The sequence below is a fragment of the Bradyrhizobium sp. 138 genome (genome assembly GCF_023074075.1).
Lineage (GTDB): Bacteria > Pseudomonadota > Alphaproteobacteria > Rhizobiales > Xanthobacteraceae > Bradyrhizobium.
Window position 1 is genome coordinate 14,083 of record NZ_JADPKT010000020.1, and the last position, 20,370, is coordinate 34,452.

24 protein-coding genes are annotated in these 20,370 nt (G+C 62.1%); 19 read left to right on the forward strand and 5 right to left on the reverse strand.

From position 1 onward, the window contains the following. Positions 1–73 precede the first annotated feature (73 nt). Positions 74–214 carry a hypothetical protein gene (locus tag IVA79_RS10610; protein ID WP_247552593.1) on the reverse strand — a complete coding sequence of 47 codons (141 nt, stop codon included), beginning with the start codon at positions 212–214 and terminating at the stop codon, positions 74–76. Between IVA79_RS10610 and IVA79_RS10615 the strand changes: the two genes are divergently transcribed. After that, on the forward strand, positions 207–1,868 hold the full coding sequence (locus tag IVA79_RS10615) for an acyltransferase family protein (protein WP_247552595.1): 1,662 nt from the start codon (positions 207–209) through the stop codon (positions 1,866–1,868). The genes IVA79_RS10610 and IVA79_RS10615 overlap by 8 nt on opposite strands. A gap of 258 nt (positions 1,869–2,126) precedes the next feature. Here the strand turns inward: IVA79_RS10615 and IVA79_RS10620 are convergent, their stop codons facing one another. Continuing rightward, a complete protein-coding gene (locus IVA79_RS10620) occupies positions 2,127–2,348 on the reverse strand; it encodes a hypothetical protein (RefSeq protein ID WP_247552597.1) in 222 nt (73 codons plus the stop codon). 837 nt (positions 2,349–3,185) lie between these two features. On the opposite strand from IVA79_RS10620, the gene IVA79_RS10625 reads away from it, so the two are divergent. The 4 genes from IVA79_RS10625 to IVA79_RS36935 all read left to right on the forward strand — a co-directional run bounded on the left by IVA79_RS10625 (position 3,186) and on the right by IVA79_RS36935 (position 5,693). Continuing rightward, entirely contained in the window at positions 3,186–3,380 is a 195-nt protein-coding gene (locus IVA79_RS10625) for a hypothetical protein (protein WP_247552599.1), read from the forward strand. Between the two features lie 333 nt (positions 3,381–3,713). Further along, on the forward strand, positions 3,714–4,022 hold the full coding sequence (locus IVA79_RS36930) for a hypothetical protein (RefSeq protein ID WP_346658169.1): 309 nt from the start codon (positions 3,714–3,716) through the stop codon (positions 4,020–4,022). Positions 4,023–4,222: 200 nt separating this feature from the next. Continuing rightward, positions 4,223–5,095: a type I restriction enzyme HsdR N-terminal domain-containing protein gene (locus IVA79_RS10635; protein ID WP_247552603.1), complete on the forward strand. Its 873-nt coding sequence runs from the start codon at positions 4,223–4,225 to the stop codon at positions 5,093–5,095. Between the two features lie 91 nt (positions 5,096–5,186). Continuing rightward, complete coding sequence (locus tag IVA79_RS36935; protein ID WP_247552605.1) at positions 5,187–5,693, forward strand: TIGR02391 family protein; 507 nt, start codon at positions 5,187–5,189, stop codon at positions 5,691–5,693. Here the strand turns inward: IVA79_RS36935 and IVA79_RS10645 are convergent. Continuing rightward, complete coding sequence (locus IVA79_RS10645; RefSeq protein ID WP_247552608.1) at positions 5,629–5,994, reverse strand: hypothetical protein; 366 nt, start codon at positions 5,992–5,994, stop codon at positions 5,629–5,631. The two genes, IVA79_RS36935 and IVA79_RS10645, sit on opposite strands and share 65 nt — an antisense overlap. Positions 5,995–6,293: 299 nt before the next feature. On the opposite strand from IVA79_RS10645, the gene IVA79_RS10650 reads away from it, so the two are divergent. From IVA79_RS10650 to IVA79_RS10665, 4 genes are all read left to right on the forward strand, one after another. Next, on the forward strand, positions 6,294–6,620 hold the full coding sequence (locus IVA79_RS10650; RefSeq protein ID WP_247552610.1) for a hypothetical protein: 327 nt from the start codon (positions 6,294–6,296) through the stop codon (positions 6,618–6,620). A gap of 66 nt (positions 6,621–6,686) precedes the next feature. Beyond that, positions 6,687–7,094: a hypothetical protein gene (locus IVA79_RS10655; protein ID WP_247552612.1), complete on the forward strand. Its 408-nt coding sequence runs from the start codon at positions 6,687–6,689 to the stop codon at positions 7,092–7,094. A gap of 65 nt (positions 7,095–7,159) precedes the next feature. Next, entirely contained in the window at positions 7,160–7,591 is a 432-nt protein-coding gene (locus IVA79_RS10660; RefSeq protein WP_247552996.1) for a YbgC/FadM family acyl-CoA thioesterase, read from the forward strand. A 79-nt stretch (positions 7,592–7,670) separates the two neighbouring features. Beyond that, positions 7,671–8,138 carry a nuclear transport factor 2 family protein gene (locus tag IVA79_RS10665; RefSeq protein ID WP_247552998.1) on the forward strand — a complete coding sequence of 156 codons (468 nt, stop codon included), beginning with the start codon at positions 7,671–7,673 and terminating at the stop codon, positions 8,136–8,138. A gap of 290 nt (positions 8,139–8,428) precedes the next feature. Here IVA79_RS10665 and IVA79_RS10670 read toward each other — a convergent pair whose 3' ends face one another. Then, the gene (locus IVA79_RS10670) at positions 8,429–9,142 is read right to left on the reverse strand and encodes a type 1 glutamine amidotransferase (protein ID WP_247552614.1); all 714 of its coding nucleotides are present in this window, start codon (positions 9,140–9,142) and stop codon (positions 8,429–8,431) included. A gap of 52 nt (positions 9,143–9,194) precedes the next feature. Further along, entirely contained in the window at positions 9,195–10,121 is a 927-nt protein-coding gene (locus IVA79_RS10675) for a LysR substrate-binding domain-containing protein (protein WP_247552616.1), read from the reverse strand. A gap of 271 nt (positions 10,122–10,392) precedes the next feature. Here IVA79_RS10675 and IVA79_RS10680 point away from each other — a divergent pair, with 271 nt between their 5' ends. The 10 genes from IVA79_RS10680 to IVA79_RS10725 all read left to right on the forward strand — a co-directional run bounded on the left by IVA79_RS10680 (position 10,393) and on the right by IVA79_RS10725 (position 20,305). Next, on the forward strand, positions 10,393–11,427 hold the full coding sequence (locus IVA79_RS10680; protein ID WP_247552618.1) for an ABC transporter substrate-binding protein: 1,035 nt from the start codon (positions 10,393–10,395) through the stop codon (positions 11,425–11,427). Positions 11,428–11,447: 20 nt separating this feature from the next. Further along, positions 11,448–12,488 (forward strand): ABC transporter ATP-binding protein, encoded by a 1,041-nt coding sequence (locus tag IVA79_RS10685; RefSeq protein ID WP_247552621.1) that lies wholly within the window; start codon positions 11,448–11,450, stop codon positions 12,486–12,488. Then, positions 12,485–13,360: an ABC transporter permease gene (locus IVA79_RS10690; protein ID WP_247552623.1), complete on the forward strand. Its 876-nt coding sequence runs from the start codon at positions 12,485–12,487 to the stop codon at positions 13,358–13,360. The genes IVA79_RS10685 and IVA79_RS10690 overlap by 4 nt, the downstream gene beginning before the upstream one ends. Next, positions 13,357–14,166 (forward strand): ABC transporter permease, encoded by an 810-nt coding sequence (locus IVA79_RS10695; protein ID WP_247552625.1) that lies wholly within the window; start codon positions 13,357–13,359, stop codon positions 14,164–14,166. Before IVA79_RS10690 ends, IVA79_RS10695 begins: the two co-directional genes overlap by 4 nt. 8 nt (positions 14,167–14,174) lie before the next feature. Next, positions 14,175–15,311, forward strand: coding sequence for an FAD-dependent oxidoreductase (locus tag IVA79_RS10700; RefSeq protein WP_247552627.1), 1,137 nt, complete (start codon positions 14,175–14,177; stop codon positions 15,309–15,311). Between the two features lie 19 nt (positions 15,312–15,330). Then, positions 15,331–15,627, forward strand: a complete 297-nt coding sequence (locus IVA79_RS10705; protein ID WP_247552629.1) for a (2Fe-2S)-binding protein — start codon at positions 15,331–15,333, stop codon at positions 15,625–15,627. Beyond that, complete coding sequence (locus tag IVA79_RS10710) at positions 15,624–17,042, forward strand: NAD(P)/FAD-dependent oxidoreductase (RefSeq protein WP_247552631.1); 1,419 nt, start codon at positions 15,624–15,626, stop codon at positions 17,040–17,042. The genes IVA79_RS10705 and IVA79_RS10710 overlap by 4 nt, the downstream gene beginning before the upstream one ends. Beyond that, the gene (locus IVA79_RS10715) at positions 17,039–18,160 is read left to right on the forward strand and encodes an FAD-dependent oxidoreductase (RefSeq protein WP_247552633.1); all 1,122 of its coding nucleotides are present in this window, start codon (positions 17,039–17,041) and stop codon (positions 18,158–18,160) included. Before IVA79_RS10710 ends, IVA79_RS10715 begins: the two co-directional genes overlap by 4 nt. Before the next feature lie 16 nt (positions 18,161–18,176). Then, a complete protein-coding gene (locus IVA79_RS10720; protein WP_027545617.1) occupies positions 18,177–18,524 on the forward strand; it encodes a RidA family protein in 348 nt (115 codons plus the stop codon). 167 nt (positions 18,525–18,691) lie between these two features. Next, on the forward strand, positions 18,692–20,305 hold the full coding sequence (locus IVA79_RS10725) for an ABC-F family ATP-binding cassette domain-containing protein (protein ID WP_247552635.1): 1,614 nt from the start codon (positions 18,692–18,694) through the stop codon (positions 20,303–20,305). Positions 20,306–20,370 lie beyond the last annotated feature (65 nt).

The following is a 20,370-nucleotide window of genomic DNA, read 5'->3' on the forward strand; positions in this document are numbered from 1 at the left end:
CGCGAATGTGGTTGTCGCCCGCGACTTTCGGCTGGACATCAATGCCCTGCGGGCAGCTTCCGTCCTGCCCGTTTTAGGCTACCATCTTCGTATCCCCGGGTTCGCCAGCCGCTTTATCGGTGTAGACGTCTTTTTCGTCATAACCGGCTATCTGATGAAGAGAATCGTGGTCACCGATCTGGCGGCGGACCGTCAATTTCGGGAAGATGCGCATACGGCGGCTCCTTCCGGAACTTGCTGTCGTCCTTGCAGCATCGGTCGCCGCTGGGTGGTTTGTTAGCCTGCCCAGCGAATATCAGCGCCATCTTAGGCAAGCTTGTTTTGCTTTCTTGTCGCTCTCAAATATCGCGTTTGACGCCGATAGCGGTTATTTCGCGGCGCCTGCGCAAACCAAACCGCTGCTGCACACATGGTCGCTTGGGGTTGAGTGGCAATTCTACATTTGGATGCCATTGATCGCTTCTATCGTCTGGCGCAGAGCCTGGCCATCTAAGCCACGGCTCGATGTGCTGCTCGGCGCGTTCTGGGGATTCGCCCTCGCATCCGCCTTGTGGTGCGCATGGCAAAGCCACACTGATTTGACGGGCTCTGCTTTCTTTTCCTTGCGTGCGCGCGCGTGGGAGCCGTTGGCGGGCGGCTTAGTCGCGCTCATTGAGCAGCGATTGGCGCTTGAAAATGTCGACTCAAGAATGAAGCGGACCGCGGCACTAGTTGGTTGGGGCATCATAGCCGCCTGCGTCGGATTTCCAATTCCCGAGGGGCAATGGCCCGGCCTCCTCACATTGCTTCCAATTGGAGGCGCTGTTTTGATCGTTGCCTCTCGACAACAGAACATCCTGGTGAGGTGGGCTGGACTCAGGTTTCTACAACGCCTAGGGGATTGGTCTTACTCGATTTACCTTTGGCACTGGCCGATCTGGGTCTTCGCCCTATCGTGGGCGTCACTTCGTGGCCATTCGATCACGTTCACAACTAAGCTGTTGATTGCAGCAGTCTCGATCGGGCTAGGCGCCGCTTCCTATGTCCTTGTTGAGCAGCCTGCCCGCAGAAGGCGCGACATCTTGCCCGACTCGCGACTGATGGCGACTGCCACCGTTTCCTTTTCTGCGCTACTTGCATTTACCGTGGCCGCTTTCATGAGCCACGGCTTCCCGAGCAGATTACCGGAGTATATTGCCGCGGCCGAGGAGGCCCGGCGGACCAATACGCCGCGCGACGAATGTTTCAGGAATGCTAACTCCATCAAGCAAGCGGCGGAGCCATACTGCGAGTTCGGCAGCCGGGCCCCTGAAGCTAAGAAAGCGATATTGTGGGGCGACTCTTTCGCTAACCAGTATCTCGAGCCGATATCGTCCGCAGCCAACGCAAATGGCATACATGGCTTGATTGCGACGCAAAGTGCATGCCGTCCCTTTATCGATGATGCTGCAAAGCACTCATCTGATCAGGAGCCATGTCGCGCTTTCAACCGTGACACGCTGAACTTAGTTTTGAGCAGAGCCGACCTGACCACCGTGATCCTTGGCGGCAACTGGGGCGACCCAGATGGGATTGCTCCCCTGGTTCAAAAGCTGCTCTCCTCGGGAAAAACCGTCGTTCTGATCCTGCCGCTGCTAAATATCGGCTTCGACGTGCCTCAACGCTGGATGGAAGAGCAAGCCCGGGCTGGAAAAGCGATACGCGAGTGGAAGGTAGAGGTCGATCCTCAGTTAACCCAAGAAACGCAAAGGTCCGAAATAGCGCAACGCCTCGCAGCTTACCAAGAAGATCCAACACGACCTTACGCCAGATGGCGTTGCCCGGGCCCTGTTCGCTGTTGGGCACGTTCAGGACATGATCAGGGCTTTCCAAAAGAAGCTCAATCTTGACTGACACGGTCCCTTCGGGAGCAAAAGGCCCGACGGCTCACGCTGGCGGGCTCGACGAAAGGGCCGCAGCGATTGAGTTCGCTGCGCCTGCGCCGTGTCAAAACGACCGGGTGAAAGAGGTAGGTGCAATATGAACGCCAGCCCCGGTTTGCCGAAGTTTCCCGGCACTTCCGGTTCCGGCCACAACAAATGTGAATAAAAAGCGCCTGCGTGCCCGAATGTCCCAAACGCCTCAGTCTGCCTGTGCGACCTATTAAATCATTCTGCGGCCTTCAGACCCTGTTCCGTGGGCTCGTAGCGCTGCCCGTGCTTCACCAGCCAGCCACCTTCAACCATCTTCTGCGCCAAACCCAGCGAACATGCCGGGTGGCTGCCGCCTGGGTGGTATACGCCGTCTCTGCGCTCGACGAGAAAGCCGTAGACGCGCGCCAGTCGTAGCGACTTGAGCATGGCGGGAATGAGAATGATAGTGGAGGTCATTGCTTCCCAAGTGCGCGCCATCCTGAACGTTCCGAAGCGCAGCCTTGGCGACGAGCACCGAGGCGGCGCTTACAGTTTGAGAAAACTAGGACGAGCGGCTTCACTCTGGGCTTGCAACAAAGAACGGCCCCAGGCCAAGGGGAAGGACCCAGGGCTGGGGCCGCCCCGGCTACAACAGATAGCCTGGCGCCTGAAGCGCATGCAGATCAAACACCAGGGAGGACGTGGGTTCCTATCAGGAGGCGCCCGCATTCCGGGCTTTGATCGAGTTGAAGAGTGTAGCTGTTACCTTGATGTAGGAACGTTCGTTCGCGTTTTGCGTCTCTCAGGAAAGTCCAACAAAGAGACGTGTCCATGCCAGTGGCCCAAACCGCGAGCCCGACCTTGTTCCGCTGCCCAAGGTGCTGCGGGCCTCTCAGTCTGGTAGAAAAGTTATGGGATAGGCATCTCGCTTCATACGGGTCTATGAATGTAAGTACGGCGTGCTGCTCTGGGACGATTAGAAACTAACAATGGCTGAGTCGTTCGGAAGCAGTCTTACCATCGTGGAAATGGTGGCGGACGACTTTGGCCCCCGGCCCAAGACCCAACTCTGGTCGCTGCAGCAAAGCCCGAGCAAGCCCTTACGCTGGTGCTGTCGGCAGTTCCGGAGGGGTGGACAGCAAGGCTGGGTGGACAGCTAGGCTGGCAACTGGCCATCTCGGTTCGAAGCAACTGGAAACGCTACGGGAGCTCCGATTGAAACCTGGCGAGGTGCAAGAGCTGACGAACTAATGGCAGTTTGCCACAATGGCCGTTCACATCTCGACAAAAAGTTGGCCCGACAAGGAGCGTCAGATGACCGAACGGCGTGAGCTCTATCGCAGTACCAACGGCGATGCCTGGTTTCTGGGACGTGAGCCGGCCAATGGCCATGCTTTCATCATTCATCAGCCGAACGCTCCCTCTGGCGGACGGTTGTCACACATTGAGCTGGCGACTTCTTGCGAAGCGAGCCGAAAGGACCCGAGCATCAGGCCCTACTGCGCTTGATAGGGACCCTCGTGAACGTGCCGCCGTACGCTTAGGAGGGCCGCGCGAAGCGTTGCCGCTACTGTGATTTGGGCGCGCAGGCATCTACGGTAGTATGACAGCGATTCTCACCTATGGTTATTTTTGGCAACGGAGCCCGAGATGATTACCGCCGCAGCCTGCCAAGAAGCAGCAGAACATTACAAGGCACTTTCTAGAACTCCAGGTATTTCAGCCGCCCGAGTGTCCCTTCTCAAGAACATTGCAAAGAGCTTCGCCGGCTTGGCCAGCCAGCTGGATAGACTAGCAGCACTCACACGAGACGAAGGTCGTCGGCGGTAAGCGGACGCCTCAGTGGGTGGCGTCTTTCGCCCCTATGATTGCAAGCTTTGGATTCCCCCGATCGAAGTCAGGCCGAACGTCAGCGCCGCGGCTTCCGCAGCCCTGACAGACGAACTGTGGCTCGATATCAGACAGCCGCACCTCATCGACCCAGCAATCCGCGTCCAGAGCAACGTGATGGCCGCAATGGCAATAGACCAGCACGCCGCCAACGCCCATCGCGCGCATCTGGCCGAAGGTAATCTTCATCGGGCGGCCGTCTGCGTGTATTGGCGTGTGGCGTTTCGGGCGAGGCATGCCGCCATCAAAGCGGGTTCGTAAGTACCTCGTAAATTATGGATTCCTAGTGGCTCGGAACGCGCGCGAGCTACTGCAGATCGTATTGTGGAAAGGTCGGCTCAATCGGCAGCTAAGGTACACATCCGGCTCACTTGGACAGACAAAGCAGCAAGCTCAGGACGAGATCCCGAGAGGCAGCCAAACTTTGACTAAATGGGGGCTTGTGCTCGCCGAAAGGTTGCATGATGCTCACGCCCATATTTCTGGGGCGAATCATGGCGAAACTCTCAACCAAAGTCGCGACGCGGATCATCACTCAACTCAAGAGATACCAAAGCGTATTAGCAGGGCTGCTGAAGCGCGATGTTAGTGAAGCCGACACGGTCACCGTCGTCAACGATATGCTTTCCGACATCTGCGGCTATGACAAGTATCTACATGTCACTAGCCAATATGCGATCCGCGGCACCTATGTTGATCTTGCTGTGAAAGTTGACGACGACATCCGGTTCATTATCGAGGTCAAGGCCATTGGGATCGATCTCAAGGATGCCCATGTCAAGCAAGCCATCGATTACGCTGCCAACGTGGGTATTGAGTGGGTAGTGCTCACGAACGGCGCCCACTGGCGAATCTACAAGGTGCATTTCGGCCAGCCGATTGAGAAAATCCTCGTTTGTGAGTTTGACGCTATCGAGGAAAGCGCCAAGAGCCCTGAAGCTCTTGAATGCTTCGGAAATCTGAGCCGCGAGGGCTTCTCAAAGAGCAGAATGGCCGAGTTCCTGCTGCACAAGCAGGTCACGAACAAGTTCACAGTCGCGGCCGTTCTGCAGACTGACTTCATCCTGGAGATTTTGCGCCGCGAGATTCGTCGGATGAGCTCCGGCGTGAAGGTGGAGGTCGACTACCTGAAGACGTTGTTGCGCGAGGAGGTCATCAAACGCGACTTGGTTGATAGTGATGAAGCGAAAGCGGCTCTCCAGAACATCAAGCGTTTGCAGCGGGCTGCGACGCGGAAAAAGGCTGCACCGAAAGCTGCAGATGATGAAGCTCCGATAGTTGCCCCGGTTGAGGATGCTTCCGCGTCCACGCCGCGAGCGGTCGCCATTCCTTGAATAACGGGGGGTTCGTTTGGGGCGGTTTGATAGTTAGTGCATTAGAGCGGTTTGGTCGGAAGTGGGCTGTTACTGAATAAGAGCGCTGGAAGTGCCGAAGCCTTTCAACCAGTCCTTCAATTCGATCGAGCAGTTGGAGAGAGCGACGCCTGAGCAGGTCGGTGTCGCAATAGTACTTCATATGCAGGTAAATGGTCGGCGGTTCTCACCGGACAACTTTCAATCCGAAATCAACCACTTCTTCGGCCATCAAGGTTCGCCGCCGTGGCTGATGCAGAGGGTTTCTGAAGGAATGATGTGGGCCCAGCAGATGCTCCTCGCGGTGCCTGACCTGAGCCAGCCTCACGCGGTATGGTACGTTTTGAGCAGAACGGGCGTTGAGTTCGAGCCGGCGACTGATCTGGAGAGACTTCAAATCGAGCGGCTTCTTCCGGAGTTTCTGTTACATCCCGATGTGCGAGACGCATCAGCGGAGATATTCAAGATAGGCCGTTACGACGCTGCCGTGTTCGAGGCGTTCAAGCTAGTGGAGACTAAAATACGAGAAGCCGCAGACTTGCCGGCGGAGGCACGTGGCATGCCTGCTCATCCTGAATGACTTCGACAAAGAGACCGCCGATCTGCTGAAAACGAATGCCGCTTCGCTCATCGCCGAAATCAAGGAGAACGTGCCGAAGCTCCACCTTCGCGTCGAGTATCGAAGTGAGAAGTTCGACGAACTCTATCCCGAGGTGAAGCAAATGCTGGAGCGCGGCAGTTATCACAACGTCCTCTTCAACCTGGATCAATGCGGAACAGGCAACGTTGAAATCAACACGATCGGCGACATCGTTGCGTCGTTCACGTCGGTTGAAATCTTCTACACATTCGGCATCCAGACGCTGCTGACGTTCTTGCATCAGACGGATCGTGCCGCGCTGGCCAAGCAGCTTGCGCCGTTTGGCGTCAGTCCAGATGATCTATCGCAGCTCGATGGCTTGATGACCAAGGACGCCTGGCTCGGCGCAGCGGAACGCATCGTGTTTGAGTCGTTTCGGGATGCGCGAACTACGTTAGTCCGTTTTCCATCCACAATCCGGACGGCTGGCACTATTGGCTTATCCACTTCGCAAATTCGGTTCGCGCACGTCAGGAATATAACAATATCCTGCATCAAAACAGTAGCGCCCAGGCACATTTTGGCCGATCCGGTTTGCACATGCTGTCCTACGACCCAAGTGAAGCCGACAGTATGCTCTATGTGTTCGATGCGGCGGGAAGGGCCGAAGCGAAAAAGCAGCTTCACGATGATATTCCACGGCTCATCACAAATTACGGCGATGCAATTCCGGTCGGGGAGTTTTACGCCAGCATCTACAACGCGACCCCGGCTCACATGCTCGACATCAATTTAGCGATCATCGAGAACCCCGACCTGGAGGTTATCACCGAACAAGGGGGCGGGGAGCGCCGCAAAGCCAACACGATCACGACCAGCGACATCCTGCGCTTGAAACAGCAGCGCAGTTTCTTTCCGATCTTCTGATAATCAAAGCAGGAGAAGGAAGAAATGACGCGCGCCATCGTGATCGCATGACGATTGGCGCCCCGAATGGCTGACAATCGAAATACACTCGCCCTTGTCGCAGCCGCTGCCATCCTGGCCCTTGTGTTGGGGTTTGCCTATGGCGCCACCTTTAACGGTGGTTGCGAGCAACTCAAAGATGCTCAATCTGGTTGTCTCGAATGGTGGTTTTCCCGCTATCAGACATTGATCGCAATGTTTGGCGCGATTTTCGTTGCTTGGCTTAGCGTCCAACCTGTTCTGAAGCAGCTCAGGCTCTCCTCAGTGCAGACCGCCGTTGCCTTGCAGCAAGTTCACGCAGATCGTGAAAAACGGTTGGAGAATTGGTCAAACCAGAATTGGCCGCGCTGGAAAAACTGTCCGAAGAACTGGCGCGTGGCTACTACGAACGCGAGGATGACCATGGCACGGCGAGCACGGCTTCGGCGCCATTGACGGGAATCCCGAAGGTGCTGCGGTTCGCGCTGGAAGGGACGTAGAAATCTACGCTTATTTACGCTATAGCCCTCCAACGCCCCAATGAAATCAAGGCGCTGTGTTGCGATTTCGGCAACCCAGAGTTTTCCGGCATCGTCTATCACGCCAATTATCTGCGCTACATGGAGCGCGGACGGACCAATCATCTCAGGCTGATGGGTGCCGAGCAGCAGGCGCTGTTCGAGCAGCCCGAGATCGACGGCGCCGGCTTCGCCTTCGTGGTGCGCTCGATGCATCTGGATTTCCTCAAGCCCGCGCGGATGGACGACGTGCTCGACGTCGTGACCTGGCCGATCGCGGTGAAGGGCGCCTCCATCATGCTGGCGCAGGAGGTGAAGCGGGGTGAGGACGTGCTGGTGAAAGCCGAGGTGCGCGTCGCCTTCATCAGCGGCGGCCGCGCCCAGCCGATCCCGAAATCGATCCGGACGCTGATGAAGGCCGATCTGATTTCGTGATCGACCGATAGGGGATCGGCACTCGACTCCGGCTTGCGCAGCGATAGATTGCGGCCCCAACCCATCGATGAGGCTCATGATGTCGCGCCCGCCGCTTCCACCTTTCACCCGAGAGACCGCCGCGCAAAAGGCGCGCATGGCCGAGGATGCCTGGAATTCGCGCGATCCGGTGCGCGTCTCGCTTGCCTATACCGAGGACAGCCGCTGGCGCAATCGTTCGGAAGTTTTTCAAGGGCGCGAAGCCATCGTCGCCTTCCTCACCCGCAAATGGGAGAAGGAGCACGACTACCGCCTGATCAAGGACCTCTGGGCCTTCGACGAGAACCGCATCGCGGTGCGCTTCCAGTACGAATGGCACGATGCCGGCGGCCAGTGGTATCGCTCCTACGGCAACGAGCAGTGGGAGTTCGACGAGCACGGCCTGATGAAGCGGCGCGAGGCCTCGATCAACGACATCGCGATCGCGGAGAAGGATCGCCGTTTTCATTGGGCCGCGCCAGGGCCGCGGCCGGCGGATGTGGCGGGGCTGGGAAGCGAGCCGTTCTGATTATCTAGCCGCCCTCATTGCTCTTGGCTCTTGCTTTCGGCAGGTCCTCCCAAAGCCACATGCTACCTAACGCCGTCACGAAACCAGCGGCCATTAGCATCCAACCCTTCCACCGAAGTGCGAAGAATAGGAGATATATCAAAGCCACCAGCCCTACAATCGTTAGGGAGAGTGCAAACGTCAGGCTTATCGTGCGACGAATTGGGCTCATTGCCACCCAGCCTAAAGTGTCTACCGACATTTTGCCCCTGAGCCTTCTCTCTGACAAGGCGAGAGAGCAAGCGCTGGGGCTAGGTTGCCGCGCGGCTTGCCAAAAACCGCGTAATCGCCCCACCGAGCTTCGCGTTGTCCATCGGCTCCGCCAGCGACGCCCTTGCCGTTGCGACGACGTCATCCGGCGCCTTGCCGTCGCGCAGGTCGCAGCACACTTGCGCGAATTCCACGTCGAATTCCGGATGCGGCTGCACGGTCAGGGTGGTGCCGTTGGCGTAGAGCAGGCCGGCATGCGGGGTGAACTCGGACGAGAGGATCGTCAGCGCGTCGCTCGGCGGGTCGATCACCTGGTCCTGATGCGAGCAGGCAATGGCGACCGCTTCGGCGTCGATCACGCCGTTCTGCGGCAGCACCTGATAGACGTGCCGGCCGATGCCCCAGCCGCTGTCCGACTTGCGCACGGTGCCGCCGAGCGCCTGTGCGATCAGCTGATGGCCGAAGCAGACGCCGACCATCGGCGTCTTGTTGGCGTAAGCGGCGCGCACGAAATCTTCCAGCGGCGCGATCCAGTCGAGCCCGTCATAGACGCCGGCCGCAGCCCCAGTGATCAGCACGGCCTTGAGCCTGCGCGGATCGGGAAGTGCATCGCCATTCGGGATGCTGATGATATCCACGCTGACCGCCGGATCCTCGGCGCGGAACATGCGTTCGAACATGTGCGGAAACGAGCCGTGACGCTCGCGATGCTTTTGAGGAACGAGCCCGGTCTCGATGATGGTGATGCGTGCCATGTGCTACCTGCGGAAGTAGGGAGGATACAGCAGGACCCGCACGGCGTCCAAGTCAACCGGGCGCAAAATCCCGTGTGGACTCGTGCTCGAGTTCGGCGAGCGCCTTGCGCATCGTCTCGACAAGATCCAGCGCCACCGGCGACGGGCTGCGCTGCGCCGGGAAGACGGCGGAGAATTCGAAGTCGATACGCGGCAGGAAAGGACGCGCGACGACGCCGCGGGTGGCGAATTCCCTCGCGGTGAAGGGATCGCAGATGGCGACGCCAAGCCCCGACGACACCATGCCGCACATGATCTCCGACAACGTGGTCTCGACCCGGAGCACGCGGCGGACCTCATGACGATTGAACACCTGGTCGACGAGATGCCGGCTCGATGATCCCGCCGACAGCGAGATGAAGGTCTCGCCCTCGAAATCGCGTGGCTCCAACACCTCCTTTTCCGCGAGGCGGTGACCTGTCGGCAGCACCGCGACGCGCGCGGGCGCCGGCAGCCGCAGGCTCGGCAGGCCGGAATGGGCGATCGGCACCTCGGCAAAGCCGATGTCGCACTGGTTGTTCAACACCCAGTCGACCACGATCGGTGAGATCACGCCGAAGAAGGCGAGGTTGAGGTTGGGCCGCTCTTTCAAGAAGTGTCCCGCCAGCCGCGGCAGATAGCCGTTCGCCAGCGCCGGCAGTGCGGCGATGCGCAGCGAGCCGGTGCGGCGGCCGCGGATTTCTTCGGCGGCCGCGGTGATCCGTTCGAGGCCGACGAAGGAGCGCTCCACTTCAGTATAAAGCGCCATTGCCGCGGCGGTCGGCACGAGGCCGGTGCCGCGCCGCTCGAACAGCTCCATCTTCAGCAGCGCCTGGAAGTCGCGCAGCAAGCGGCTGACCGCGGGCTGCGTCACCACCATCAGCTTCGCCGCCTCGGTGACGCTGCCGGTGAGCATCGTCGCGCGGAAGGCCTCCACCTGCCGCGAATTGATCCGCGCCATCTCGAATTCCACTCATAACATTTCGGCATGCAGAAGGTGCCATTATTCATTGGACGATGGAAGTATAGGTTGCGATCTTTTTCATCAGAGCTGGAGCCAGCCCGCTTTTTCGGCAGATTGGAGGGGTTCAAACCTCCAAATCGCGTCAAAACCCGCCGAACAGGGGCCGGAGCCCTGGTCGGAGAGGATGAGCGCGGAAGGAAATGCGGAAGGCGCCTCAGCCGGAGATTTGTCGGCACCTCACCTCATTCCGGTATGGAGATCAGTCCACATGAAGACTTTTCGCCTTCTGACCGCGGTCAGCATCGCAGCGCTCATCGCCGTCCCGTCAGCCGCCTCGGCCCAGCAAAAGACGCTCTATGTCGCTGGCTATGGCGGCTCGTTCGAGAAGACCATCCGCGACGAGGTGATCCCGGCCTTCGAGAAGGAGAACGGCGTCAAGGTCGAGTACGTCGCCGGCAATTCCACCGACACGCTGGCGAAACTCCAGGCGCAGAAGGGCAATCAGCAGATCGACGTCGCCATCGTCGATGACGGCCCGATGTACCAGGCGATCCAGCTCGGCTTTTGCGGCAAGCTCGACGGCCTGCCCGCCGATCTCTACGACACCGCCCGCTTCAAGGACGACCGCGCGGTGGCGATCGGCATCGTCGCGACCGGCCTGATGTACAACACCAAGGTGTTCAAGGAGAAAGGCTGGGCGCCGCCGACATCGTGGAATGATCTGAAGGACACCAAATACGCCAAGCAGCTCGTGATCCCGCCGATCAACAACACCTATGGTCTCGAAGCGCTGGTGATGCTGTCGAAGATGAACGGCGGCGGCGAGACCAATGTCGATTCCGGCTTCAAGATCTTCAAGGAAGCGATCAATCCGAACGTGCTCGCCTATGAGCCGTCGCCGGGCAAGATGACCGAGCTGTTCCAGTCCGGTCAGGCGGTGATCGCGGTGTGGGGCACCGGCCGCGTGCAGAGCTTCGCCAATACCGGCTTCCCCGTCGACTTCGTCTATCCCAAGGAAGGCGCCGCGACGCTGTTGACGACGGCATGCCCGATCAACAAGCCGAACGCCTCGCCGCTGGCGGCGAGCTTCGTCAAGATGTTGCTCGATCCAAAAATCCAGCTCGTGATGCTGAAGGATTATGGCTACGGCCCGGTGCTGAAATCGCTGGTGATCCCGCCCGAGCTCGGCAAGATGGCCCCGATCGGCGAGCGCGCGGCAAAACTCTACAATCCGGACTGGACCGTCATCAACGAGAAGCGCGAGGAGTGGACCAAGCGCTGGAATCGCGAGGTCGAACGCTGATCGTTTGCGGAGACAGCGTGATGGCCTATCTCGAGCTCGATCGGGTCGCAAAACAGTTCGGCGCGCAGACTGTGGTCGACGACTTCAGTCTGTCGGTGGGGAAGGGGGAGTTCATCTCCTTCCTCGGCCCGTCCGGCTGTGGCAAGACCACGACGTTGCAGATGATCGCGGGCTTCCTCGATCCCACGCGCGGCGCGATCCGCCTGGCGGGCAAGGACCTGACCGCGATCCATCCGGCCAAGCGTGGCCTCGGCATCGTGTTCCAGAGCTACGCGCTGTTTCCGCACATGACCGCGGCGGAGAACGTCGCCTTCGGCCTGGAAATGCGCAATGTGCCGCGCAACGAGCGGGCCGAGCGCGTGCGTGCCGCGCTCGCGATGGTGGGGCTCGCCGGTTACGAGGACCGCCATCCGCGCCGCATGTCCGGCGGCCAGCAGCAACGCGTGGCGCTGGCGCGCGCGCTGGTGATCAAGCCGAGCGTGCTGCTGCTCGACGAGCCCTTGTCCAATCTGGACGCCAAGCTGCGTGAGGAGATGCAGATCGAGCTGCGCCAGATCCAGCGCACCGTCGGCACCACCACGATCCTGGTCACGCACGACCAGAACGAGGCGATGTCGCTGTCCGACCGCATCGTGGTGATGAGCCAGGGCCGCATCGAGCAGATCGGCACGCCGCAGCAGACTTATGAGAAGCCGGCCTCGGCCTTCGTCTCGCAGTTCCTCGGCAAGACCAATGATTTTGCCGGAGCGATCGACCGGACTTTGACGCCGGCGCAGCTGGTGGTGGGCTCCTGGAGCGTGCCCGCGCCCGCCGGCCTCAATGGCCCGGTGACCGTCAGCATCCGCCCCGAGCGCATCGGTTTTGGCGATGCCGGCCTCAGCGCAAAAATCGTCACGCGCATCTTCCAGGGCAATCACTGGCTGTTTCAGTGCGAGAGCGAGTGCGGCCCGGCGATCGTGATCCGTCAGAATGACGGCAAGGCGCAGCCGGCCGAAGGCGAGGCCGTTCGCCTGACCTGGCGACCCGAGGACATGAGCGTGCGTGCGAGGGCCGGCTCATGAGCATGGCCGCCGAGGAACGCGACGCACGTGCCCCCTGGGCGTTGACGGCGCCGGCCCTGATGCTGTTCGTCGGCGTGCTGCTGATTCCGCTGGCGATGACCGTGATGCTGTCGTTTCACGATTGGGGGCAGTACAAGGGCATCGAGCCGGTCTTCATCCTCAAGAACTGGCATGAGATCGCGACCGATCCCTATTACGCTGAAATGTTCTGGCGGACCTTTCGCATCGCGATCCTGACCACGCTGCTCACGGCGCTGCTCGGCGCCCCCGAGGCCTACATCCTCAATCGCATGAGCGGCCGCTGGAAGAGCTTCTTCCTGCTGATCATTCTCGGGCCGCTCCTGATCTCCGTGGTGGCGCGCACGCTCGGCTGGGCACTGCTGTTCGGCGGCAACAACGGCCTCGTCAACAAGCTTCTGATGTCGCTCGGGGTGATGCGTTCCCCCATTCCCTTCATGTTTACCGAGACGGGCATGGTGGTCGCGCTCGCGCATGTGATGATGCCGTTCATGGTGCTGTCGGTGTGGGCGGCGCTGCAGCGGCTCGATCCGCAGATCGAGAATGCGGCGATGTCGCTCGGCGCCGGCCCCGCCACCATCATCCGCCGCATCATCATGCCGCAGATCATGCCGGGCGTGCTGTCGGGCTCCATCATCGTGTTCTCGCTCTCGGCCAGCGCCTTTGCGACACCCGCGATCATCGGCGGCCGCCGGCTCAAGGTCGCGGCAACGCTCGCCTATGACGAATTCCTCAACACGTTGAACTGGCCGCTCGGGGCGGCGGTCGCGACGCTGCTGCTGGTGGCTTTGGTCTTGATCGTCGTCGGCAGCAACGCGCTGATCGAGCGCCGCTATGCGGAGGTGTTCCGATGAGACGGAACGGCCCGCTGGCACTGATCTTCCACACCATCTTCGTCGTCGTCATGGTGGCGCCGATCCTGGTGGTCTGCCTCGTCGCCTTCACGCCCGAGGGGTTTCTGTCGCTGCCGACCAACGGCTTCTCGCTGCGCTGGTTCAGAACGATCTTGAACTATCCCGAGTTCATTCACGCCTTCTGGGTCAGCCTCGGGCTCGGCGCGCTGTCGTCCCTGGTGGCGCTGCTGTTCGCGGTGCCGGCGGCGCTGGCGATTGCGCGCTACCGCTTCCGTGGCCGCGATGCGCTGGCGGCGCTGTTCCTGTCGCCGTTGATGATTCCGCATGTCGTGCTCGGCATCGCCTTTCTGCGCTTCTTCACCTCGGCCGGTCTCGGCGGCAGCTTCGCGGCGCTGATCATCGCCCATGTCATCATCGTATTTCCCTTCGCGCTGCGGCTGACGCTGGCGGCGGCGACCGGCATGGACCGCACGGTCGAGATGGCTGCGGTCTCGCTCGGCGCCAACGGCTGGACACTGTTTCGTCGTGTGACGTTGCCGCTGATCCTGCCCGGCGTCATCAGCGGCTGGGCGCTCGCCTTCATTCAGTCCTTCGACGATCTCACCATGACCGTCTTCCTCGCCGCGCCCGGAACCGAGACGTTGCCGGTGCGCATGTTCCTTTACATCCAGGACAACATCGATCCGCTGGTGACGTCGGTCTCGGCCTGCGTGATCGCGATCACGATGACCGCCCTCATTCTGCTCGACCGCTTCTACGGGCTCGACCGCGTGCTCGCCGGCAAGGGCAGCGACACGGGGCGATAGGAGAACCTATGCGAACGGATTACGACGTCGCCGTCGTCGGCGGCGGATTGCTCGGCTCCGCCATTGCCTGGGGCCTCGGCCGCCTCGGCAAGCGCGTGGCCGTGCTCGACGAAGGCGACATCACCAAGCGCGCCTCACGTGCGAACTTTGCGCTGGTGTGGGTGCAGAGCAAGGGGCTCGGCATGCCCGCCTATACGGTGTGGACCGTGCAGGCCTCGCAGGCCTGGGGCCGGCTTGCCTCCGAGCTGAAGCAGCAGACCGGCCTCGACGTTTCGCTGCAGCAGAACGGCGGCTTTCATCTCACGCTCGGCGAGGACGAATTTGGCCAGCGCACTGAGCTCGTCAAGCGCATGCACAATCAGGTTGGCGCGGCCGACTACAAGATGGAGATGCTTTCCGCATCCGAGGTGAAGAAGTCGCTGCCGCTGATCGGGCCGGAAGTGTCCGGCGGCAGCTATTGTCCGCTCGACGGCCATGTTAATTCGCTGCGCACCTTCCGCGCCTTCCACACCGGCTTCAAGGCATTCGGCATCGACTATCTTCCGGAGCGTCCGGTCTCGGCGATCAGCAAGAGCGGTGGCGAGTTCCGCCTGACCACGCCCAAGGGCGAGCTGCGCGCCGCAAAGATCGTGCTCGCCGCCGGCAATGCCAACCAGACGCTGGCGCCGATGGTTGGGCTCTTTGCGCCGATGGGCCCGACCCGCGGCCAGATCGTGGTGACCGAACGCACCATGCCGTTCCTGCCGCATCCATTGACCACGATCCGCCAGACCGACGAGGGCACGGTGATGATCGGCGACAGCAAGGAGGACGAGCTGGACGATCGGACGCTGAAGCACTCCATCAGCGCCGTGATGACCGATCGCGCCCAGCGCATGTTCCCGCATCTGTCGCGTCTCAACGTGGTCAGGAGCTGGGCCGGCATCCGCGTCATGCCGCAGGACGGCTTTCCGATCTACGACCAGTCGGAGACGCATCCCGGCGCCTTCGTCGCCTGCTGCCATTCCGGCGTGACGCTCGCCTCCAACCACGCCTTCGAGATCGCACGCATGGTGGCGCAAGGTTCGCTCGAGCCGGAGCTGGTCGGCGCGTTCTCGGCCAGCCGTTTTGGCGCGGCCGGTGCTGCGAACAACAGCGGCTACTAGAGATACTGAGGAAGCCAGAATGTTTAGACGATCCGAACAGGACAAGCGGCCACCGGTGCAAATCTTCGTCGACGGCGTCGCCGTCGCGGCGCGCCAGGGCGACACCGTCTCCGCCGCGCTGCTGGCATCTGGCTGTGACGCACGTCGCGCGACCGCGGTGAGCGGTGCGCCGCGTCTACCCTATTGCATGATGGGCGTGTGCTTCGATTGCCTCGTCACCATCGACGGCGTCGGCAACCGCCAGGGCTGTCTCGTGCCGGTCGCCGAAGGCATGCAAATCGAGATCCAGAAGGGCAAGCGGGAGATCGGAAGATGAGTGTGGCTCCCAAGCGCGAAGACTACGATGTCGTGGTGATCGGGGCCGGTCCCGCCGGCCTCGCCGCTGCCGCGACCTCCGCCGAAGCCGGCCTCTCGACGCTGCTGCTCGACGAGAACATCGGCCCCGGCGGCCAGGTGTTTCGCGCGATATCATCGACGCCGGTGACAGAGCGCAGCCAGCTCGGCGCGGACTATTGGGTCGGTGCCGAGCTTGTACAGGCGCTGCGCGCGAGCAACGCCGAGATCATCCACCGCGCCACCGTCTGGAGTCTCGACCGCAATCTCGAGATCGCCGTCTCGATCGGCGGCGCGTCCGCCTTCGTCAAGGCGAAGCGCGTGATCCTGGCGACGGGCGCGCTGGAGCGGCCGTTTCCGATACCCGGCTGGACATTGCCGGGCGTGATGACCGCGGGCGCCGCACAGACCATGCTGAAATCCTCGGCGCTGGTGCCCGATGGCCGCACGGTGATCGCGGGGCAGGGGCCGCTGCTCTGGCTGCTCGCCGCGCAGATCCTGCGGCTCGGCGGCCGCATCGACCGCATCCTCGACACCACCGAGCGCGGTAACTACTTCGCCGCGCTCCCGCACGCCTTCGCCTTCCTGACCTCGCCCTATTTCGCCAAGGGCCTGTCGATGATGCGTGAGGTCAAGGCCAAGGTGCAGGTCGTCTCCGGCGTCACCGAGCTCTCGGCATCTGGTGATGGCCAACTCGCGAGCGTCAGCTATGTCGCGGGCGGCAAGCGTGAGACCATGCCAGCCGACCTGCTGCTGCTGCATCAGGGTGTCGTGCCCAACGTCAATCTGGCGATGGCGGCAGGCGTCGAGCATCGCTGGGACGATTTGCAACTCTGTTGGTCGCCCGTGCTCGATGCGAGCGGCAATTCGACCGTTCCCGGCATCGCGATCGCCGGCGACGGCGCCGGCATCGGCGGCGCGAACGCCGCCGTGGTCCGCGGCCGCATCGCCGCGCGTGCAGCGGTGGAAGCGCTGGCGCCTGCGGCTGTGGCGAAGCTCGCGCCGATGGCGACGCTTCGTTCCGATCTCGCCAAGGCCGAGCGCGGTCGCGTCTTCCTCGACAAGCTGTTCCGTCCGGCGCCGCAGTTCCGCATCCCCGCAGGCGATACCATCGTCTGTCGCTGCGAAGAGGTGACGGCAAGGGACGTTCTCGACTCCGTCGCGATCGGCGCGACCGGGCCAAACCAGCTCAAGGCCTATCGCCGCACCGGCATGGGGCCGTGCCAGGGCCGGCTCTGCGGCCTCACCGTCACCGAGCTGATGGCGCAGGCGCGCGGGAAGACGCCGCAGGAGATCGGTTACTACCGGCTGCGCGCGCCGGTGAAGCCGATCACACTCGCCGAGCTCGCCGCCGTTCCCAAGAGCGAGGCCGACGTCAAGGCGGTGGTGCGCGGATGACCCAAAACGTGGATGCGATCGTCGTAGGCGGCGGCATCCACGGATGCTCGACGGCGCTGCATCTGTGCCTTGCCGGCATGAAGCCGGTGCTGATCGAGAAGGACTATGCCGGCCGCCACGCCTCGGGAGTCAATGCCGGCGGCGTGCGCCAGCTCGCGCGGCACATTCCCGAGATTCCGCTCTCGATCCGCTCGATGGGGATCTGGGAGAAGATTTCAGATCTCCTCGACGACGATTGCAGCTTCGAGAGCCACGGCCAGGTGCTGGTTGCCGAAAACGAGGAGGAGCTCGCGGTCTGCCGTACGCGCGTCGCCGAGCTCAACGCGCTTGGCTTCACCCATGAGGAGCTGATCGACGCGACTGAATTGCGGCGCCTCGTTCCGGCGGTCGCCGAGACCTGCCCCGGCGGCGTCGTCTCCCGCCGCGACGGCGCCGCCAATCCGGCGCAGACGACGACAGCGTTCCGCCGCAAGGCCGAGCAGTTAGGTGCCACCGTGCGCGAGGGCGTGGCCGCCACCAACATCCGGTCCAGCGATGGCCTCTGGCATGTCGACGTCGGCGCCGAGACCTTCGCTGCGCCGGTGCTGGTCAATGCCGCCGGCGCCTGGGCTGGCAAGATCGCGGCTGATCTCGCCGAGCCCGTGCCGGTCGAGACCGTGGCGCCGATGCTGATGATCACCTCGCGTGTGCCGCACTTCATCGATCCCGTCGTGATCCTGCGCGGGCGCAAACTCTCCTTCAAGCAATTCTCCAACGGCACCGTGCTGATCGGCGGCGGCCATCTGGCAATTCCGTATCAGGATCGCAACGAGACGGTGCTCGACTGGAAGAGCCTCGCCACCAGCGCGCGCACCGTGTTCGAGCTGTTTCCGGTGATGCGCAGCGCCACCATCGTCCGCGCCTGGGCCGGTATCGAGGCGAAGATGAAGGACGACATCCCCGTATTCGGCCCGAGCAGCCGCCACAAGGGTCTCTATCACCAGTTCGGCTTCTCGCTGCACGGCTTCCAGCTCGGCCCCGGAGCCGGCGCGGTCATGGCCGAGCTGATCGTCAACGGCGGCACCCAGACCCGCATCAGCGATCTCGGCATCGACCGCTTCCATCCCACGACGCTCTAGCAAGAAGAGGAACATCATGAGCATCACCCGCAGCATCCGCACGCCGATCATGCACCGCGCCGTCGAGGCCAACGGCTTCGTCTTCCTCGGCGGCACCATCGCCGACGACACCTCGGTCTCGATGGGCGACCAGACCCGCAACATCCTCGGCAAGATCGCCGGCTATCTGAAGGAAGCGGGAACGGACAAGAGCCGCGTCGTTAGCGCTTCGATCTTCGTCACGGATCTTTCCAAGAAGAAGGAGATGGACGCGGCCTGGACCGAGTTCTTCGGCGACAATTTGCCGACCCGTGCCACGGTCGGCGTCGCCGATCTCGGCGGCAGCGCGCTGATCGAGGTGGTGGTGACAGCGCTGAAGGGCTGATCGCATGCCGAAGGGGACGTCAGCGCCCCTCGCGCTGGCGTCCTTCGGGCCGTGCCTTGATCTCGCCCTTCGAAGGGAATACTTGGAGGCTTCCTCAGTCAGGAACTTCGCAGCCATGGATTTCACCCCGATCGCAAAGCCCATCCGCCTTGCTCACGGGGAATTCCATGCCTGCTTCAATCATCCTGTCCAATCTGTCGCTGTCCACGTCTGACGGCCGCTCTCTCTGCTCCAATATCGATCTGACATTCGGCGCCGAGCGGACCGGCCTGGTCGGCCGCAATGGCGTTGGGAAGACGACGCTGCTTGCCTCGATCTGCGGGGAGCATCATCCCCAGGCGGGGCGTGTCGTCGTCACCGGAACGGTCGGTTTGCTGCGCCAGGATGTCCAGCTCCGTGCTGGCGCGACGGTGGCCGACTTGTTCGGCGCGCGAGGCCAGCTCGCGTTGCTTCGCCAGGCTGAGCGCGGCGAAGCCGCGGCCGACGACCTCGCCGAGGTCGATTGGACCTTTGAGGCACGCTTGCAGGCCGCGCTTGCACGTCTCGGGTTCGATCTCGCTCCCGAGACTGAACTGGAGCGATTGTCCGGCGGCCAGATCACGCGGGTTCGCCTCGCTGCCCTCGTCTTCGCCCAGCCTGACTTCCTGCTGCTGGACGAGCCCACCAACAATCTCGACCAGGACGGACGCAAGGTGGTGACCGATCTCCTCGCCGCCTGGCGCGGCGGCGCGATCGTCGTCAGCCACCACCGGAATCTGCTCGAAACGATGGATGCGATCGTCGAATTGACCTCGCTCGGCGCAACTCGATACGGCGGCAATTGGAGTCGTTACCGCGAGCAAAAGGCAGTCGAGCTCGCGGCCGTCAGGCACGATCTCGCCCATGCCGAGCGACGCCTGTGCGAGATCGATGGCAAGACACAGGAGGCCGCCGAGCGGAAAGATCGCAAGAACAGTGGCGGGAAGATGAAACGGGCGAAAGGGGGCATGCCGCGCATCCTGGCCGGCGCGCGCAAGGACCGCAGCGAGGATACCGGCGGCAAGAACGCGCAAATCGCTGAGCGGCGGCACGCGGAAGCGCTGGAAGCTCTCGACATGGCACGTCGCCGCATCGAGGTTCTTCAGCCGCTGTCGGTGAAACTGCCGGCGACTGGTCTGCCGGCGGGCCGGGAGGTGGTTTGGCTCGACGGCGTCACTGCCGGCTATCGGCCGGAGCAGCCGGTCTTGCGGGATCTATCGTTCACGATCGTCGGTCCGGAGCGCGTCGCGTTAGTCGGGCCCAACGGCTCGGGCAAGACAACGCTGCTGAAACTCATTGCCGGCGAGTTGCGTCCCTTCTCGGGCACTGTCCGGGTCAGGCCCGACTTCGCGCTGTTCGACCAGAAGGTCAGCCTGCTCAATCCGGGGCTCTCGATCCTGGAGAATTTTGGCCGTCTCAATCCAGCGGCGGGCGCGAATGCGTGCCATGCCGCGCTGGCCCGGTTCATGTTTCGCGCCGATGCCGCCTTGCAGGTCGTCGGCAGTCTGAGCGGCGGGCAAATGTTTCGTGCGGGCCTTGCCTGCGTGCTGGGCGGGATAAGCCCGCCGTCCCTGCTGATCCTGGACGAGCCGACCAATCATCTCGACATCGAGTCCATCGAAGCCGTTGAAGCTGGCTTGAGAGCCTATGACGGCGCGCTGCTCGTCGTCAGCCACGACGAGGCGTTCCTGCAGGCGATCGGGATCACGCGACGGCTCGATCTTGCCGTCAAGATGCCGTGCGCCAATGGCGGGATCACGTGACCCCCGCCGTCCGGTCCGATGATGCGGAGATTTTCAAAAGCTCGACGCCCTGCCCCCAGCGCGCC